Origin of the sequence: Paraburkholderia solisilvae, assembly GCF_902859875.1 — a bacterium.
Lineage (GTDB): Bacteria > Pseudomonadota > Gammaproteobacteria > Burkholderiales > Burkholderiaceae > Paraburkholderia > Paraburkholderia solisilvae.
In genome coordinates this window covers 56460-73748 of record NZ_CADIKF010000007.1, presented here as the reverse complement: position 1 = coordinate 73748, position 17289 = coordinate 56460, and the positions used below count along the sequence as shown (strand labels likewise).

Below are 17289 nucleotides of genomic sequence, written 5' to 3'. Positions count from 1 at the left end.
TGGTGTTTCCTGGCGAATCGCTATCGCATGTCTTCCGAATCACTGATCCATCAGCAACCGGGGAAATGCAAATGACAGCGTATAACGATGGGGGCCGCGAGTCGTCGCCGGGCGAATCGGCGAACGGCGCCGGCTCCGCGCCGGCCGCGCCGCGCGACGATGCGGCGAGCCCGGGCGGCGTCACGCGACGCGGCTTTCTGCAATCGATCGGCGCATCGGGGCTCGCAGTCGCGGGGACGTCGATGATGTCCGCCGCGGTGCTCGCCGACGAAGCGCCGCCTGCCACGCCGGCGCCGGCGGAAGCTGCGAACGCAAGCGGCCCCTACACCGTGCATTTCATCGTGAATGGCGTCGCACACAAACTGAACGTCGAACCGAACGCAGTGCTGCTCGACGTGCTGCGCGACCGCTTGCACCTGACCGGCACCAAGAAGGGCTGCGACCACGGCCAATGCGGCGCTTGCACCGTGCACGTGAACGGCGTGTCGGTGAACTCGTGCCTGTCGCTCGCGGTCATGCACGACGGCGATCAGATCACGACGGTCGAAGGTCTCGCGAAAAACGGCAAGCTGCATCCGGTGCAACAGGCGTTCTGGGAGCACGATGCTTACCAGTGCGGCTACTGCACTTCCGGGCAGATGATGAGCGCGGTCGCGGTGCTGCACGACTCGCGCGTGCCCGCCGACGATCATTCGCTACGCGAAGCGATGAGCGGCAATATCTGCCGCTGCGGCGCCTACAAGAACATCGTCGCCGCGATTCAGGACGCGCGCGGCAAGATGCGGAGGGCGTGATGCGCTCATTCGACTACACGCGTGCGTCGAGCGTCGACGATGCGATTGCCGCGCATGCGCAAACCAATACGGTATTCCTCGCCGGCGGCACGACGCTGCTCGATCTGATGAAACTCGATGTGATGCGTCCCGCACGCGTCGTCGATATCCACAAGCTTGCGCTCACGCAGATCGAGGTGCTCGACGACGGCCGCGTGCGTGTCGGCGCGATGGTCAGCAACACCGATCTCGCGCGTCATGAGGCGATCCGCACACGTTACCCGGTGCTGTCGCAGGCGTTGCTGTCGGGCGCGAGCACGCAGCTGCGCAACAAGGCGACCACGGCCGGCAACGTCATGCAGCGCGTGCGCTGCGGGTACTTTCGCGATGGCGTGTCGCCGTGCAACAAGCGTGTGCCGGGTTCGGGGTGCGCGGCGATCGACGGTCAGAACCGCAACGTGCATGCGGTGCTGGGCGGCAGCGACCAGTGCATCGCCGCACATCCGTCCGACATGTGCGTCGCGATGGCCGCGATCGGCGCAACGGTCCATGTGCAAGGCCCGAACGGCGTCGCGCGCGACATCGACTTTCTCGAGTTTCATCGGCTGCCGGGCGATACGCCGTGGAAAGAGCATGCGTTGAACGACGGCGAAATGATCACGCACGTCACGCTCGATGCACCGTTGCCGCATAGCCGCTCCGCGTATCTGAAGCTGCGCGACCGCGCGTCGTATCAGTTCGCGCTCGCGTCGAGCGCGGTGATCGTCGTGCTTGACGGCAGCACGATTCGCGACGCGCGCATTGCGATGGGCGGCGTCGGCACGAAGCCGTGGCGCGCGCAGCAGGCGGAAGCCGTGCTCAAAGGGCAGCCCGCGACGCAGGCCGTGTTCCAGCAGGCCGCCGCGGCGGCGATGCAAGGCGCGCGCTCGTACGGGCAGAACGGCTTCAAGATCGCGCTCGGCCAGCAGGCGATCGTCCGTAATCTGAGCACACTGGTCGCATAAAGCGCGGCTTGCCTATCCGACTGTGAGGACACAATGAACAATGACATCATCGGCGATTCGATGCGCCGGGTGGACGGGCGCCTGAAAGTGACGGGCGCCGCGCATTACGCGGCGGATCAGAGCCTGCCGGGCATGGTCTACGCGTACGGCGTTTTCAGCACGATTTCGAGCGGGCGCATTCTGCGCATCGATACCGCCGATGCGCGCCGCACGCCCGGCGTGATCGAGATTTTCAGCCACGAGCAGTTTCCGCGTTTGTACCGCGCGCCGCGCACGATCAGTTCGTTCAACGACATCCTGAGCGCGTCGATTACCGACGAGCGCCGTCTGCCGTTCGAGGACGCAACCGTAAACTACGCGGGGCAGTTCGTCGCGCTGGTCGTCGCCGACACGTTCGAGCATGCGCGTGAAGCGGCGTACAAGGTCGACGTGAAGTACGCGACCAACAAGCCGATCGCGAATCTGGAGCAAGGCGTCGCGGCCGGCGGCACGCGCGACGGCGGCCGCGGCCATACGCGCGGCGACGCGGCAGCCGCGTTCGACGGCGCGCCGCACCAGCTGGACGCGGTGTACCGCACGCCGGTCGAAACGCATAACCCGATGGAGATGCACGCTACGCTGGCCCATTGGGAAGGCGACGAACTGCATCTGTACGAGGCATCGCAGGGCGTCACTGTGCACCGGAATACGATCGCGCGAATTTTCGGGCTGTCGCCGGACCAGGTGACGGTCGAAGCACCGTTTATCGGCTCGGGCTTCGGCAGCAAGCTGTTTATCTGGCCGCATTCGGTCGCGGCGAGCGCCGCGTCGCGCGTGGTCGGGCGGCCGGTCAAACTGGTCGTGCCGCGCGCGCAGATGTTTACGACCACCGGCCATCGCCCCGAAACACAGCAGCACGTGCGGCTGTCGGCCGATGCGAGCGGGCGGCTCACGTCGCTGCGGCATGAGTCGGTGAATACGACCTCGTTGACCGACCAGTACGTCGAGAACTGCGGCGGTGTCTCCAAGAGCCTGTACTCGTGCCCGAACGTGGTGGTGAGCCACGCGGTCACGCGCGTGAACCAGGGCTCGCCGACCTCGATGCGCGCGCCCGGCGCGGCGCCGGGCCTGTTCGCGCTCGAATCGGCCATCGACGAACTCGCGCTGCAGGCGAATCTGGACCCGCGCGAATTCCGGCTGCGCAATATTTCGACGCTCGATGAGAGCGTGAACCTGCCGTGGTCGAGCAACCACCTGCACGAGGCGATCGTGCAGGCTGGCGACCGCTTCGGCTGGCAGAAGCGCACGGCCGCGGTCGGCTCGATGCGCGACGGTCATGAGATCGTCGGCTACGGGATGGCCGCGTGCAACTGGGATGCGTATCGCACGCCCGCGCAGGCGCGCGTCGAGCTGCGCAGCGACGGCACCGCATGTGTGATCTGCGCGGTGCAGGACATCGGCACCGGCACGTATACGATCGCCGCGCAAACGGTCGGCAGCATGACGGGCGTGCCGATCGAGCGCATCGAGGTGAAGCTCGGCGATTCGTCGTTTCCGGATGCGCCGCTGTCGGGCGGCTCGTGGGCCACCGCGAGCGTGATGCCGGCCATCGCCGAAGCGACGCGCAATGCGATCGCGCAACTGAAGCTGTTCGCGACGCAGAATGGCGCGATTTTCGACGGCGCGAAGCCCGAGACGCTGAAGTTCGAGAACGGCCGGCTCGTGAACGGCGAGCGCTCGGTCGACTTCGCGACGCTGCTGAAATCGCAGCGGCTTGCGAGCGCCGAGGGTCAGGCGCATACGCCTGGCGCGCCGTCCGGCAAGTTTTCGTTCCGTTCGTTCGGCGTGCATTACGTCGAGGTGCGCTGGGATCCGGGCATCTCGCATCTGCGCGTGGCGCGCGTGGTGAGTGCAATCGACGTCGGCCGCGTGGTCAATCCGATGACCGCGCGCAACCAGGTGGAAGGCGCGATTGTGATGGGCATCGGCATGGCGCTTTTCGAAGGCACCGAATACGACCCGCGCAGCGGGCTGCCGGCGAATAACAACTACGCGGAGTACGTGGTGCCCGTGCATGCGGACCAGCCGCAGATCGACGTGATCCTGCTCGATTACCCGGACTATGAGCTCAATGAGTTCGGCGTGCGCGGGATTGGCGAGATCGGCATCACGGGGCTCGCGGCGGCGGTCGCGAACGCGACGTATCACGCGACCGGCAAGCGGGTGCGCGATTTGCCGATCACGATGGACAAGCTGATGGATCAATCGGCGCCGTTCAACGCGTGATGTGCGAGGCGGGGAGAGGCGGCGCCGTTTTGATGCGTGATGCCCGTGGCGGGCGTGGCGCTGTTTAACGCGTGGTGTTCATCGCGAAGCGGCACCGTTTGAAGTTTGATAGACGTGGCCAGGTGAAGCACAGGGCAGCGCGGCCTTCGGCAGCGCCGGCCCGCTGGCGCCCCAGTGTCAGTGCCGGCGCCAACGCCAGTCTCAGCGCAAAATCGCCTCGACCTGCGCGGTCGGCAGACCGGTCACCTGTTCCTCTTTCAGGAAATCGATCAGCGCGCGCAGCTTCGGCGGCACGCGGCGGCGGTCGGTGTAATAGAGCGCGAAGCCCGGCAGCGGCGGGCTCCAGTCGGCCAGCACGCGCACAAGGCGGCCGGATTCGAGCAACCCGTCGATAAAGCCGTTGATCATATAAACGATGCCGATCCCGTCGAGGGCGGCTTGGACCGCGGCGGCCGAGTCGTTGACGATCAGCCGGCCGTTCACCGCGAGCTCGAGCGTTTCGCCGCCTTTTGACAGCAGCCAGCGTTCGAGCTGTCCGCTCGTCGCGCGCCGGAAGCAGACGCACGCGTGCGACAGCAGATCGCGCGGATGATGCGGCGTGCCGTGCATCGCGAGATAGTCCGGCGACGCGACGATCTGCGCGGTAATCGGCGGCCCGATATTCACCGCGACCATATCGCGCTCGACCATATCGCCGAAGCGGATGCCCGCGTCGTAGCGCTGGCCGACGATGTCGGTCAGGCCCGGTTCGATCGCGACGTCGAGCCGGATATCCGGATAGCGGTCGAGAAAGCGCCGCATGATCGGTTGCAGCACGGTCAGATAGCCGGCGCGCGCGACGCTGATGCGCAGCACGCCGGCCGGGCGGTCGAGCGCGGCGCCGAGTTCCTCGGACGCGGCGGTCAGTTCGCGCACCGCCGGCAGCACACGCTCGAAGTACGTCGCGCCGGCTTCGGTGAGGCTTACGCCGCGCGTATTGCGGTTAAAGAGCGCGAGGCCGACGCGCGTCTCGAGATGGCGGATGGTCTGGCTGACCGCCGACGGCGAAACGCCCAGGCGCACGGCGGCCGCGGAAAATCCCTGTTCCTCCGCGACGATGATGAACGTGACGATGCCGTCCAGTTGGTCCTGACGCAAGCGTTGTTTCCTCCAGGCAGGCGGCGGTGCGGCGCGCGCGAGGCCGCACCGGCGGTCGCGCACCGCCACCAAGGACGGATCATACCCGTCACGTTGCCGATCGGCACGCGGCGGTTTTAACCGAGCGGCTGCCGCATGCGGGCCAGCGGGCGAGTCGCGCTGCCCCGTGGAGACGGGCTGTACGACGAGTTCCGGATGAAAGCTCGCTGCGCTTTGCGGTGGGTGATGTGCGGCTGTGCGCGATCGCGTTTCCGATTCGCTGCGACGCATGGGTTGTGAAACCACCGCGCGCTGCGCAAGGCTTCCGACGCAAAGGCTGGTGATTCGCTGCCGATATCGCGGCGTGCCGCGAACCGCCGCGAGGCTAGTTCGTGTCGCGCCGGCGCAGCAGCGCGACAGGTTCGGCAGCGCTCCGGCTGGCCGGCCGCGCTTCCGACGCGGGCTCATACAGCATCGAAAGATCGGCGGGCACGGCGAACGCCATCGCCGGATTCGTCAGCAGTAACGCGTCGAAATGCGTATAGCCCCACGCCACTGCGCCGAATGCGACCCCGATCCGTTGCGCCGCTTCGGCATCGCGCAACTCGTCGCCGATATAGATCGCGTCGGCGGCATCGGTGCCGGTCTGCCGGAGGATATGACGCAGGCGGTGGGACTTGCCGAATAGCGCCGACCCGCATTCGAGCGCCGCGAACCGCGCGACCAGTTCAGGGCCCAATACCGCGTTCACGTTGTCGGCCGTGTTGGAGGTCGCCACCGCGAGCGCGACGCCGTGCTCGAGCAGCGCCTCGAGCGCCGCGACGGTGCCCGCGAAAGGCTGCACTTCGCCAATGCGCCTGTGCAGCATCTTCCGGTAGTCGGACAACACCGCCGGCACGCGCCACAATGGCAGGCGCAACTCGCGGAGGATCTCGGCCGCGCTCATCGAGCGCATCTGCGGCTCGTCTTCCGGCGTGACCTGACGAAACCGGTGCTTGACCGCGAGCGTGTTGAGCGACTCGCCGAATACCGTGAAGGTATTCGCCAGCGTGCCGTCGAAATCGAAAATGGCGAGTTTGATCGTCATGAGTCTGCGAGAGGCCGCACGTGGCGGGGATCAGGCCGGGCACGACATTATGACGGTATCGGGCCTAGACCGCGTGAATCTCCGCCATGGCGCGGCGCAGCCGGCAACGAGCGGGGAATGCGCGGCAACCGAACGGATGCTGGTTGAAACGCGTTCAGAAGGCGGCCGCGATGAGCGCGGCGCGGCCGCCCGAGCGATTCACGCGCTCGAACGGATTTTCTTCGCGACGCACTCCGCCTGTGCCGCATCGAGCCGCCCCTCGGCGCGCAACTGCGCGGCCACACGCGCGATTTCGAGTTCGCCGAACTGCAGCGCCGCGGCGTTCGTATGAACCGAGTAGTAGCCTTCGACGAGATCGTACGGACTGCATTGTGCGGAGCCGAGCATAAAACCGCAGTTGTCGTGCGCGACGAAGTCGACGCCGTTTTCCGACGCGTTGAACACGACCATTTCGCCCGCTTCGACCCGCTCGCCTGCGTCGAGCGACCCGGAATACACGGCGATCCACAGCACTTCGTGTCCTGGCGGCGGATCGTAACGCCAGTGTTCGCCGGCATTCAGTTCGACATGGAGATAGGTCAACGAGAGCGGGATGGGCAGCGGGCTTTCGACGCCGTTGAATTGCCCGAGCAGCACGCGCGCGGGACCTTCGAGGGGAATATGGTCGGCCGGCAGAAACGCCTCATACGGTTCAGCCAGTTCCAGTTCGGGCGGCAGCGCGACCCACAATTGATAGCCGCGCACCACACCGGTCGTGCTGACCGGGCCGCCGTGCCACGTGCCGCGGCCCGCCTGCATCCACTCGGTGGCGCCCGGCGTCAGCGTCTGCGGCTTGCCTTTGCTGGTGACGATATGCAGGCTGCCGTCGAGCAGCGCCGTCAGCGTGGCGATGCCCGAATGCGGATGCATCGGAAAGTTGAACGCCGCCTGCGCCTCCAGCACGAAGCGATCGACCAGCACGAACGGCTTGATCGACTGTCCGATGTCGGATGGGCTGGCGAGGCGCGTCAACGGGCCTTCGGTACGACCTTTCGTGCGCAGGAAGATGGTGCGAGCCGGTTGTAATGCGGGGGTTGGCTGCGCGTTCGATACCGTCTTTCTTGATGTTGCCCCCATATGCCCTCCAGTTCGAAACGTTTAATCAATGATTTCCGCGCGATGTGATTGGAGATCGGGCGGCACAACTGACCCATGCGCGAGTCCGTTCAGCTTCAAAACACCTGATCCCGGACTTCTATTCTGTGAAAATCGCAATGAAACCGCGTGATTTGGCGAATTACATTCGGAAACGGACAGCAATCTGCCGATACCGGTTGACGCATTCTCAATGCGCACGCGCGTCGCGGCACACCGCGCCTACGAAGACGTTGCCGCGTAGGCGAAGCAAAGAAAGGATCGACGCGGATCGCGTAATTCGCATCGGAACCCACGTCTGGTAAGGAACATTCAATGCGAGCCGCAGGCAAGGGCGCGACGAGGACAGACAAACTGCACGCGCGTGAAGCGCGTTCAGTTCGCGCGTGATCCCGCTCGATGCTCGGGGTTGCAGAATATCGACGACCCAATAAAAAACCGGCGCCGGTGAACTGGCGCCGGTTTTGGGCTATCGGTGCGATCAATGATGCTGATAGAGGCCGCCGGTTTGCACCGAGATCGGCATGCCGCCGCGGTTGCCGCTCGCGGCCGTACCGTCGGCCGCCGGACCATAGCTGCTATTGCCGATGGCGGCGTTCTGCGGAGACAGCTTGCTCTCCGCGGCCTGAACGTCTGCCGGATAGCGCTGCGAGTTGGTATGCGGGTCGTAGCCGGCCTGCTCGACACGCACGAGATCGTCTTGCACGTCGGCGCGCGTGACCGGCGCGTGGGTGGTTTGCGCTTGCGACGCGAGCGGCGCGCCGATCGCGAAGAGAGCGGCAAGAAGGGTGGTTGCGCGAGCGAATTTCATTATGATGTTCTCCTATAAGGATGTATTGGATCAAGCGGGGCAGCATCGAACCCACACGATGGATGCAGATTAGCGGGCTCACACGCATTGATCGATAGCCTCGACGTCATCACACCGATGCCATCGCGGCACGATTCCGGCGCATTGACGATGCGTTGCATTCCTAAAACACCTGAGGTCGCCCGCTATTCCGGTGACGCATGGTTGACCTCACCCTGCAGCCGAGGCCGGTGCGTCTGTATCGAATTGCCTGTGAGGCGAGCAATGACAGACCCGTCAATCATGCGGGAAGCAGGCACATGCAGGCGGCGGCTCATGCCGGGCGCGTTCGCGCGCGCGCACCCAGGTGTATGTGAATTGACGATGGGGTAGATATACGGCGCTGACATCGGCCTGAGGTTGCACGTGTCGCTCAAGCGTGACGCGACTGGCGGGAGCGGACCGCACCGTACGATGGCAAGTCGTTGCGAATGCAACGGACCGCGCATGACTGATGTGATGCGCACGCGCGGGTTCTATCGGAAAGAACCCGCGCGCCGCGTTGAAACTCAAGGCTTGTCTATCAGGCTCACATGTGCGGCGACGATGCGCCATTCTCCATGCAGACCGGCCTCCGGCTGCGAGTCGGGGCCGACTTTGGCCCAGGTTTGCATCTGGCGGCCGACCTGATCGGTCTCCATGCTGATGAACTCGGTGCTGACCGTGGCGAAATCGGTGCCGAACGTCGACACGACCGTGTGCTGCAGGCGCCGCGATTTCGGCACCGGCGGGCAGGTTCGACGAAACGCGCGAATCTGCTCGCCGCCGTACTGGATATCGGCAAGACCATAACGCACGGTTTCGGGACGCTGCCAGAAAAGCGCATTGATCATGAAGTTGTCGTGATCGGCGAGCGCGCGCTCGTAGGCGGCAAAGGCGGCGGAAACTTCGGCTACGACATGGGGCAGATTGAGTTGCATCGCGAAAGTCCGTGGCTGATTGAAGGGCGTACCGGCGTTGCATGCAACGCGCCGGGCGAACATTCGTGATGACAGTTGGCGAGACCCGTTTATTCCCGAGCCGGTGTTTTTTTGCGCTGTGGTTTGCCTCCATGCCGCTTATGCCGCACTGCTCCCAGGGCGACGGCGGACGAATGCCAGCCGCGGCAGGCGCGCTCCAACACGCGCGTGCGCGGCTCGCTATCCGTTAGAAATGCACGCGCATCCCCGCGATGCCAACTACCTGGTTGCTGGTCGACGAGGCGCCGCCCGAGTTGTAGACGAACGCGGTAAAGCCACGGCCGCTCACGTGCTGATAGACGCCTTCGACGTACAGATCCGTGCGCTTGGACAGGTAGTACACGGTTTGCAGGCCAATCTGGTTCCACTTCGGCGACGAACCGAACGTCGCCGTCTTGTTCACGTGACCATCCGTAAACACGTATTCGGCGCCGATCGCGAGCTGTGGCAGTACATAGTACCTGCCGTTGAGCTCGAAGTTGTCGAAGCGCACCGTGCCGCCCTGCGAGCCGAACGAGGTCGAGCCCTCGAACTGCGTGTGCGTGTAGACAAAACCGACCTTTGCCTTGCCGAAGTCATAGTTCACGCCGGCGCCCGCCACGCGTTGAACATCGGCGCCGAGCACGAAGCCCGCCGTGTTGTTCGCCTGTGACTCGTTGATGTCGACCGTTCCCGGACTGTTGATCGTCGTGTTCTGCGTGCCGTTGAGCTGGAAGTACGCAATGCCGGCACTCAGCGGACCGCCGCTATACGCGAGGCCGACGCTGTATGCCCGGTTCACGGCGAAGTCCGTGCTGTTCGAAAACGCGTATTGCGCCTCGAGCTTCAGGCCGTGATACACGGGGCTCACATACTTTGCCGTGTTGCTCAGACGGAATGAGTGAATCATGTCGTCGTTGTCGAACGGGTGCGCAAACGCGGTATCGGCGAAGTCGAGCGAGGTGGCTGACAACGGTATCAGCGTGTCGGTGAAGGCATCATATTGACGGCCTAACGAAATCCGGCCGTACTTGTCGCTGTTCAAGCCGACCCAGGCCTGGCGGCCGAACAATCGGCCGTCCTGGGCGGACTTGCCGTTGTTGAGGCCGAAACCGCCTTCAAGTACGAATTGCGCGCTCAGGCCGCCGCCGAGATCTTCGTTGCCGCGAAACCCGAAGCGGCTGCCGTTCAGGTTGCCGCTCGTCTGGCGAATCAGCGAGCCACCGTTGGCGACGTTATTGGTGTATTGGAACCCCGCGTCGAGAATGCCATACAGGGTCACGGAACTTTGTGCATGGGCGACTTGAGTGGCGAGCAAGCCCGAACATGCAAGGATGTATCTCTTCTTCATTCGTCTCCTTATCTCCGTTGTCGGAATCTGTGAAGGAACAGATCCCTCGCGATAACTGGCGGCGAATGTACGATGCGATGTAATGATTTGAAAATACTCGCATCAGGAAATTTAAAATTGCTGGAATGGAAATGTCGGCTTGCGCAGGTTCCATTTCGGACGGCTTGCGGTATGTAGCAAGGATGCCCGGGAAAGTGCCGCATGCGTCGATGCTATTGTTGCGTACCGCATCGCTGAAAATCGCTTCGCGCCGCTGTAACCAGATTCGTGCACGCAACGAATTTATTCCCAGGCGTGGGTGTACGGCGCGGCGCCACGCTTCGCGTATGCGAAGGATGCTGCGAAGAGACGGGTGCGTTCGCGCACACGTGGTGCGCATGCCGCTTCGTTTTAGCGGGCAACGGGTGCGTGCGAATCGAACGCGTATGTGTGATTGGCGAACGGTGGGGTCGCGTCGCACGACGGCATGCATGCGACGCGACGACCGGAATTGACGTGAGTCAGATTGTTACGCCGACGCTCAAGACAGCTTTTCCGTAGACATGGCTAATGGCGCTAGCGGGGGCACGTGGAATCGAAGCGGCGGTGCGCAGGTCGACATTTTATAGAGTCGACAGTCGCCGGCCGCCTTCCCTTAGCGTCTCGTCATCCTTGCAGAAGCTCAAGCGGATCATGCCGGTCTCGGCGCCGTGGCCATAGAAGACCGATAACGGAATCGTGCCGACACCTTTCTCGACCAGCAGTTGCTTTGCAAAGTCGAAGTCGTTCAGATCGGAGAAATGATCGAACGACGCGAGCACGAAGAAGCTGCCATGACTTGGGCGCAGCTTGAAGCGTGAGGTGGATAGCGCTTGCGTGAGAATGTCGCGTTTCTGCTCATAGAAGCCGCGCAGCCGTTGGTAACTTTCCGGTCGGGAGACTTCCTTGGCGACCGCGACCTGAAGCGGAGTGGGGGCGCTGAACACAAGATACTGATGGATTTTCCGGATTTCGCTTGTGAGGTCCGCAGGCGCGACGCAATAGCCGATTCTCCAGCCCGTCACATGATAGGTCTTGCCCAGCGAGAACACGACCACGCTGCGCTCGGCCAGCTCCGGATATCGGCACATGCTGCGATGTTCCATGCCGTCGAATATCACGTGTTCATAGACTTCATCCGCGAGAACGATAATGTTCGAATCGCGCGTGATCGCGGTAAGCGCGGCGATGTCTTCATCCTCCATGACGATACCGGTCGGATTGTGCGGCGTGTTCACGATGATCATGCGCGTACGCGGCGTCACGGCGGCGGCGACCTCGTTCCAATCGATTTTCAGCCGATCCAGCGGTATCTGGATGGGCACCGGCTTTGCGCCCTGCAGTCGCACAACCGGTTCGTAGACCTCGAAGGCGGGCTCGAAGAAAATCACTTCGTCGCCTTGCTTGACGAGCGCGGCAATCGTTGCGTAAATGGCTTCGCTGCCGCCCGCGGTAATCGTGATTTCCGTTTCCGGGTCGTAGCGTGTGCCATAGAGCGTTGCGATCTTCTCTGTCAATGCTTCGCGCAATGTGGCCACACCGGTCATCGCGGAATATTGATTGAACCCGGCCTTCATTGCTTCGGTAGCCGAATCAATCAAGGTCTGATCGGGTGAATAGTTGGGGGCGCCTTGCCATAGGTTCACCGCGTTGTATCGGGCGGCCAGTGCGGCAATCTGTGAAAAGACGGAAACGCCGTGAGTAGGGAGTTTGGTTTCGATCGACAGCGAGCTTTTCATGAGGTCGGGAAATTCAAATGAGGGGGCGTGGAGCAACTATACGGCATCGTCGCCCATGCGTCATACAACGCCGGGGCCGGCGCGACGCCGATCCACGCCACCGCTTACACCTTCCGCTTGCACCTTTTACCGGCCGCTTTCGATGTCACGCAGAAATCGATCGAGCAGCGGGTTGAATTGCGTCGGGTCTTCCCAGAATGACGCATGCCCGAGGCCGGGGAGCCGATGGCAACGCCCTTCCCACAAATTTCCGTAACTGAGCGTGTCGAGGTAGTCGAGCTTGACGATGCGATCGGTGTCTCCGTTCACCACCGCGAGCGGCACGCGGCTTTCCTTTACCGTCACGCGCTGATCCGTATAGTCCGCTTCGGTGCGTATGGCTTCGAACAGACGGCTGCGAAAACGTCCGTCGGTCCGCACGACCGCGTCGCGCAGAAACGGCTCGGCCGATGCGCCGAAGATCGCCGCGACGAAGTCGTCGATCTCCGCATCGGACAACTGCTCGCGGCTCGCGGCGCGTGCGTGCGGCAAGCCGGTGAACCCGGCCGCCATATTGTCGCGCCCGACGGGCGGCGTTCCGATGATCATCAGACCGCGCAAGCCAGGAAAGCGCGCAATCATGTCGATCGCGATATGGCCGCCGAGCGACCAGCCAACCACGACGGCCTCGCTTACCTGCAGTTGCGCGAGCAGTTCGACTGCCGCATCCGCGATGCTGGGCCGCGTGTAGCTCCGGATCGGATCGGGCGCGTTGTCCGATCCGCCATGGCCGGGCAGATCGAACGCGATCAGCCTGCGGCCGTGCGCGAGTGCGCTCTGCAATTGTTTGCGAAATACGCCGCGGCAGGAGGAATTGCCGTGAATCAGCAGGACGGGCAAACCGTCGTGTCCTTGCTCTTCGACGGCAATGCGGCCGTGGGACGTGGTCACGAAAGAACGCTGAGAGGATGAGTTCATGTCCTGGGCAGAATGAGGGGCTGGCTCATGCAGGATAGGTCAATAGTTATCCTTCTGGTGGCAAGACAAGTGTAGTTGGATGAGACGAAGCGGTAGCGTCGCATCGGAATGGCCGCGTGCGAATGCGAAAGCGCGGCGCTTTTCGCAAAAACCGGGAGACCGGCGAACGCTGGGGCCCGCCGGGAGCGCTGCCCGACATGCATGTGTGACGTCACATGTCCCGTTTCGGTCGCTGCATGTGTTCCACTCGCATACGCCCAGGCGGTTCGAAGTAGGTACCGAAACGAACGAGCCCAGCCTTCTTCAGGTGACAGGTCATCCAGAAGCTGGCCAGCAGGCCAGGATCGGGGCTGTCGTCGATCTCGACATCGATTGAGCGGATACGCGGTTCAAACTTCAGCAGCGTGGCCTCCATCTGGTTTCGGAGGTCGTGGACGGAGGCGGGAAGATTCCGGTACACGTCGGTGAGATCAGGCAACCCATAGTCGGGCACGTGCTTCAGTGCCCCGGCGCGCGTGTTCAGAATGCGCCGGATATTCGCCTGAACGCTGAGGATTTCCAGCGTTTTATCGTCGTGAGCGTCGAGCGGCTCGCCGTCGATATGGCCGAGCAGCATGTCGTAGAGAGAGGGGCCGGTTGTCATCACATCAGGTATCGCATCAGGTATCGCATTGAGCTCAGATCGCTGCTTCAGCGCAGTGGTTCGGCATGCCCGTCGTGTCGGGTTTGCCATCGGTCCGATCGACAAAATCAATCATCAGATTGCCATCTGCGGACATCGACAGGCGAATCTCAGCGGGCGCCAGGCCATCGGCCATCCGCGCCAGCAGTTCGCGCGATACGGCAGGCAGAATCCGCTGGTTCAGGAACGCATCGACGTTGCGCGCACCGGACTCCCGCGCGAGACACAGTTGCGCGAGGGACGCAGTGAGCGCCTCATCGCTCGTCAGCGTAACGTTGTGCTGTCTGCGCAGACGTTCGGCCACCTTGCCGATCTTCAGTTTTGCAATACGCTCCAGCGCCGCCGCCTCGAGCGGGCGGTAGACCAGCGTCTGGAAGCGTGCCAGCAACGCCGGCTGGAAGTGTGCGACCAGCCGTGGATGGATCGCGTCAAGCAGTTCGCGTTGCGAGAGGGCGGGATGTTCCGCCGTCGCCTCGTCGATCTCGGCGCTGCCGAGATTCGACGTCATCAGGATCACGCAGTTGCGGAAATCGATCTCGCGGCCCTCGCCGTCGCGCATCGTGCCGCGATCGAATACCTGATAGAAGAGGTCGAGCACGTCGCGGTGCGCTTTTTCAACTTCATCCAGCAGCACCACACAGTACGGTCGTTGCCGCACCGCTTCGGTCAGTACGCCGCCCTTGCCGTAGCCGACATAGCCCGGCGGCGACCCCTTGAGTTGCGAGACGGTGTGGGCTTCCTGGTATTCCGACATATTGATGACGGTCAGCGCCGATTCGCCTCCGAACAGCAGGTCGGCAAGCGCGAGTGCCGTTTCCGTCTTGCCGACTCCGGATGGGCCGGCCAGCAGGAAAACACCCAGCGGAGCGTGTTCGGCTTTCAGGCCTGCCTTGGCAGTACGCAGGCTCTCGGCGAGCGCAGCGAGCGCATCGTCTTGCGCGACGACGCGCTGGGCCAGACCCTGTTCGATCGCAAGCAGACTGCGCAGTTCGTCTTCGACCAGGTTGCCGACGGGCACCCCGGTCCATTCGGACACCACGCGCGCGATCGCCTGCGCGTCGACGTCCGCGAAAATCAGCGGCGTCGTGCCCTGCGCATCCGACAGACTGCGTTGTACGGCTTCGAGCGTTGCGCCGTCGCTGCCGGCTTCGCGATGGCCGAGTAACGCGCCGACCAGTTCCCGTTCACGCGTGTAGCGCTGCTGAAACTGCTCGCTTTCCGCTCTCGCGGCGGTGAGCGCTTCGTTCAGCGTCTCACGCGTACCCGCGAGCCCAGGCACACCAACCTGCCGATCAGAATCGACGGTGGCAAGCTCGAGTTCCAGCGCGGCCACCGTTGCGGCCGCGCGCTGCAAGTCCGGCGGTGGCGATTCAAGCCCCATGCGCACGCGTGCGGCGGCCGTGTCGATCAGATCGACTGCTTTGTCCGGCAGTTGACGCGCAGGGATGTAGCGACGCGACAGCTTGACCGCGGCTGTCATGGCTTCGCCGCGGATATGCACGTTGTGATGTTTCGCGTAGCGGCTCGCCAGTCCGCGTAGCATCAGGCACGCGGCATCGTCGTCCGGTTCCTCGACCTTGATGATCTGGAAGCGCCGCTCGAGCGCGGCGTCGCGCTCGAAGTATTGCTTGTACTCGGCCCATGTGGTCGCCGCGATCGTGCGCAACTCGCCTCGCGCGAGCGCCGGCTTCAGCAGATTCGCCGCGTCGGCGCCGCCGGCGGCGTTGCCTGCGCCGATCAGCGTATGCGCTTCGTCGATAAAAATCAGGATTGGCACGGGCGAGGCCTGTACCTCATCAATCACGTTTTTCAGGCGTTGTTCGAATTCGCCTTTTACGCCTGCGCCCGCCTGAAGCAGGCCGAGATCGAGCGTCAGAATGCGCACGTCTCGCATCACGTTCGGCACGCTGCCTTCGGCCACGCGCAACGCGAGCCCCTCGACCAGCGCGGTCTTTCCGACACCCGGCTCGCCGACGAGAATCGGATTGTTCTTGCGACGACGCGCGAGCACGTCGACCATTTGCTGGATTTCGCGATCGCGGCCGAAGACCGGGTCGATATCGCCGCGCCGCGCTTTTTCAGTCAGGTCGATGGCGAAGCGGGCGAGGGCGTCACCGTCTGTACCGCGGTTGATGCCGGGCGACGATGGACGCGCCGCGCGTTCTGTCATCGCGGCAACAGTGTGGGGCAAAGCCGGTGCTTCGCTTCCCGCAGTGTCTTCAGCGTCTCGTTGTATCCCCTCGACCGAGTGCCGGTCCAACTCGCGCAGCAGCCGCTGGATCTGGGTCGAACTCACGGACAGAAGCGGCCAGGCATCGGTCGCGCGCAGCACATGCGGCGCATCGGCAATCGCTTGCAGCAGGTTCGCGGAGCGGATCGGCTGCGCGGAATCGCCGACTGAAGCATGGAGCCAGGCGTTTTCAAGCACACTCGCCAACGGCCGGGAAAGGGACGGTTTGCCTCGCAGTTCGCGAGGCAAACGGTCAATGGCCGCGAGCAGCGCATTCCATATGGCATCGGCGTCGATCTCGTAGCGGCGCAGTATGGCGGGAATATCGCCTTCGCCTGCTTCGATCAGCTTGAGCAGCCAGTGCTCAAGGGTAATTTCGCCGGCCAGACGTGCATTGCAGAGATTCGCGGCGGCTTCGAGCGCGCTCGCGCAATGGGGATTGAGCTTGCGAAGCAGGTGTGTGGTGTCGCGCATGGTCATGTTCGTACCCGGTCCTGGGGGCGCGGCGGCGAGGGAGGTCCGCCGGTAACAAAAAACGCCAGTTCACGGCGTGAACTGGCGAAAAGGAAGGCCGGCACACAACGGATACGCAGATCAGTCGGGCCTGTACCGGCTTCCTGAGACGGTCTCTCAGGAGCGCTCGTTCCACGTGTCCTTGTGGATGATGTTGCCGTCCTTGTACGACCACGTGATGGTTTCGTAGCGCAACTCGACCTCTTCAAGGTGGTTGTGCTTTTCGTAATCAGGGTTCTTGATGTCGAGCATCATCGGTCGAACGGCAACGATCTTCACGTTGTCGAGCTTCGTGTTGAAGTACTCCTTTTCCTTGCCCGCGTCGTCGATCTTGTACCACTTGACCTCGACGGACTTGAGCGTCTGGCCGCTCGTGACCGCCTTGTACAGGTACGGCGTCGACGCATCCGTTTCCTTGGTCAGCGTGATCGGCTTGTGCACGCGCGTGCCTGTGAGTTTGCCGGTGTTGCCGTCGGTCGGAATGTGGACGCCGTGATCGAACGCGGTGATTTCGACGCTGCCTTCACGCCCCTGGACCGTGACCGAACCCTTGACGTCCGCACCGCCGTCATCCTTGATCCACGCATATGCCGGAATTGCCATTCTTCTACTCCTTTTACAGGTACTGCGAC

Annotated in this window: 14 protein-coding genes; 3 read left to right on the top strand and 11 right to left on the bottom strand. The window is 63.3% G+C overall.

Features of this window, described 5'->3' with window-relative positions:
* The first annotated feature begins 71 nt into the window (after positions 1-71).
* The 3 genes from HV675_RS06575 to HV675_RS06565 are packed head-to-tail and all read left to right on the top strand — an operon-like array spanning position 72 to position 4042.
* Complete coding sequence (locus tag HV675_RS06575; RefSeq protein ID WP_175110067.1) at positions 72-794, top strand: (2Fe-2S)-binding protein; 723 nt, start codon at positions 72-74, stop codon at positions 792-794.
* Positions 794-1777 (top strand): FAD binding domain-containing protein, encoded by a 984-nt coding sequence (locus tag HV675_RS06570; RefSeq protein ID WP_175110066.1) that lies wholly within the window; start codon positions 794-796, stop codon positions 1775-1777. Before HV675_RS06575 ends, HV675_RS06570 begins: the two co-directional genes overlap by 1 nt.
* Positions 1778-1810: 33 nt before the next feature.
* Complete coding sequence (locus tag HV675_RS06565) at positions 1811-4042, top strand: xanthine dehydrogenase family protein molybdopterin-binding subunit (RefSeq protein ID WP_175110065.1); 2232 nt, start codon at positions 1811-1813, stop codon at positions 4040-4042.
* A 201-nt stretch (positions 4043-4243) separates the two neighbouring features.
* Here the strand turns inward: HV675_RS06565 and HV675_RS06560 are convergent, their stop codons facing one another.
* From HV675_RS06560 to HV675_RS06510, 11 genes are all read right to left on the bottom strand, one after another.
* Positions 4244-5179: a LysR family transcriptional regulator gene (locus tag HV675_RS06560; protein ID WP_175110064.1), complete on the bottom strand. Its 936-nt coding sequence runs from the start codon at positions 5177-5179 to the stop codon at positions 4244-4246.
* Between the two features lie 364 nt (positions 5180-5543).
* On the bottom strand, positions 5544-6245 hold the full coding sequence (locus tag HV675_RS06555) for an HAD hydrolase-like protein (protein ID WP_175110063.1): 702 nt from the start codon (positions 6243-6245) through the stop codon (positions 5544-5546).
* Positions 6246-6443: 198 nt separating this feature from the next.
* On the bottom strand, positions 6444-7361 hold the full coding sequence (locus HV675_RS06550; RefSeq protein ID WP_175110062.1) for a pirin family protein: 918 nt from the start codon (positions 7359-7361) through the stop codon (positions 6444-6446).
* A 499-nt stretch (positions 7362-7860) separates the two neighbouring features.
* Positions 7861-8190, bottom strand: coding sequence for a DUF4148 domain-containing protein (locus HV675_RS06545; protein WP_175110061.1), 330 nt, complete (start codon positions 8188-8190; stop codon positions 7861-7863).
* Between the two features lie 548 nt (positions 8191-8738).
* Entirely contained in the window at positions 8739-9149 is a 411-nt protein-coding gene (hpxZ, locus tag HV675_RS06540; protein ID WP_175110060.1) for an oxalurate catabolism protein HpxZ, read from the bottom strand.
* A 226-nt stretch (positions 9150-9375) separates the two neighbouring features.
* Entirely contained in the window at positions 9376-10518 is a 1143-nt protein-coding gene (locus HV675_RS06535; RefSeq protein ID WP_175110059.1) for a porin, read from the bottom strand.
* Positions 10519-11120: 602 nt separating this feature from the next.
* On the bottom strand, positions 11121-12275 hold the full coding sequence (locus HV675_RS06530; RefSeq protein ID WP_175110058.1) for a methionine aminotransferase: 1155 nt from the start codon (positions 12273-12275) through the stop codon (positions 11121-11123).
* 126 nt (positions 12276-12401) lie between these two features.
* Positions 12402-13205, bottom strand: coding sequence for an alpha/beta fold hydrolase (locus HV675_RS06525; RefSeq protein WP_217478031.1), 804 nt, complete (start codon positions 13203-13205; stop codon positions 12402-12404).
* Positions 13206-13443: 238 nt separating this feature from the next.
* A complete protein-coding gene (gene tssE, locus HV675_RS06520) occupies positions 13444-13875 on the bottom strand; it encodes a type VI secretion system baseplate subunit TssE (protein WP_175110140.1) in 432 nt (143 codons plus the stop codon).
* A 34-nt stretch (positions 13876-13909) separates the two neighbouring features.
* The gene (gene tssH / locus HV675_RS06515) at positions 13910-16624 is read right to left on the bottom strand and encodes a type VI secretion system ATPase TssH (RefSeq protein WP_175110056.1); all 2715 of its coding nucleotides are present in this window, start codon (positions 16622-16624) and stop codon (positions 13910-13912) included.
* A 150-nt stretch (positions 16625-16774) separates the two neighbouring features.
* On the bottom strand, positions 16775-17260 hold the full coding sequence (locus tag HV675_RS06510; protein WP_175110055.1) for an Hcp family type VI secretion system effector: 486 nt from the start codon (positions 17258-17260) through the stop codon (positions 16775-16777).
* Positions 17261-17289 lie beyond the last annotated feature (29 nt).